This is a genomic window from Pseudomonas sp. P5_B2, assembly GCF_056400445.1.
This window is the reverse complement of record NZ_JBFULH010000851.1, coordinates 1-1480: the sequence shown is the minus strand read 5'-3', so window position 1 is coordinate 1480 and position 1480 is coordinate 1. Positions and strand designations below refer to the sequence as shown.

Here is a 1480-nt window from a genome sequence, read left to right as displayed (position 1 = left end):
GGCTGTTACTCACCGTCCCAATAATCCACACCGTCGCCCGGCCGGGCGATGGCGACAAAACCTGAGGCATTGCCCTCGGCATCCACCTTGAACTCATCCATCACCGCGTACTTGCCTGAATCCGGATACTCGCAGATCTCCGGCGATTGCTGGGTGCTGACCGCCAGATAACGCAATTCCGCGCTGCTGGTGTTGATGATCTGATGCGCCATTTCCGGACCGCCCGGCGGGCAGGCGATCACGTCACCTGCGCGAATCGGGAACCGCTCGGCACCAAGTCGCACCTCCCCTGCCCCGGCGACGACGTAAAACATCTCCTCGTTGACGCGATGACTGTGAAAGGGACTGCCTCGCATCCCCGGTTCCAGCACGTACAGGCGATATCCAAGCTTCTGTGCGCCCAGTTGCTGGCCGACGCGGGCTATCCGTTGCTGGTAACGGCCAGCCGTGTCGCCCATGGGCGCCAAGGCTTCGGGCAAAGGTTCAAGATCGACCTGGTTCAGGTTGAGAATGCGCGGCTGCATGGATACCTCCTAGCTGCGGGCAAATTCCACGGCTTTGTGAAACTGCTCATCTGTCGGTCTGACGCCGGTGTACAGCACAAATTGCTCCAACGCCTGGATGGCGATGACCTCCAACCCGGTAATCACCCGCTTGCCTTCAGCGCGTCCGCGCACGATCAACGGTGTTTCCGAGGGGATCGCCACCACATCGAAGACCGTCTCGGCAGCGGCAATGGTTTCAGGATCGAACGCCAGTTGATCGGCCTCCGGGCCACCTGTCATGCCGATCGGCGTGACGTTGATCAGCATGTGCGGGCGCTGTGCGCCCAGTTCCGCTTGCCACTGATAGCCCAGCGACTCAGCCAATGCACGCCCAGCGCGTTCATTACGGGCGATGATCAAGCCGTTTTTGTAGCCGCCGTCGCGCAATGCGCTTGCCACAGCCTTGGCCATGCCGCCACTGCCGCGCAGGGCAAAGGTCGAATCCTGGGGCACTTCGTGGGTGTTGAGCAGTTGCTCGATGGCAAGGTAGTCGGTGTTGTAGGCCTTTAAATGGCCATCGGTGTTGACGATGGTGTTGATCGATTGAATGGCCGCCGCCGAGGCGTCCAGTTCATCCACCAGTGCGATGCACGCTTCCTTGAACGGCATCGACACGCCGCAGCCACGGATACCCAAGGCACGAATACCACCCACTGCGCCGGGCAAATCCTGGCTGCTGAAGGCCTTGTAGTAAAAGTTCAGGCCCAGTTGTTCATACAGATGATTGTGAAACCGCAGACCGAAGTTGCCAGGGCGTGCGGACAGCGACATGCACAGCTGTGTGTCTCGATTGGGGTTCATCTGCATGAATCTTGCTCCTTCAATAGCACTTTCAGATGGACGGGATTAGCCACTCCATCAGGTCTGTTCGATCATTACTGTATAGGCCGCGCGAGATAGCGCGGCCCGTCAGGAAACCGGTACAGACCTTACAC

At 59.5% G+C, this 1480-nt stretch carries 2 protein-coding genes; both read right to left on the bottom strand.

The window, feature by feature from the left end; genetic code table 11:
* Positions 1-5: 5 nt before the first annotated feature.
* Positions 6-524 (bottom strand): cupin domain-containing protein, encoded by a 519-nt coding sequence (locus AC1DRJ_RS27405; RefSeq protein WP_477804907.1) that lies wholly within the window; start codon positions 522-524, stop codon positions 6-8.
* Between the two features lie 9 nt (positions 525-533).
* Complete coding sequence (locus AC1DRJ_RS27400) at positions 534-1352, bottom strand: shikimate 5-dehydrogenase (protein ID WP_477804906.1); 819 nt, start codon at positions 1350-1352, stop codon at positions 534-536.
* Positions 1353-1480 lie beyond the last annotated feature (128 nt).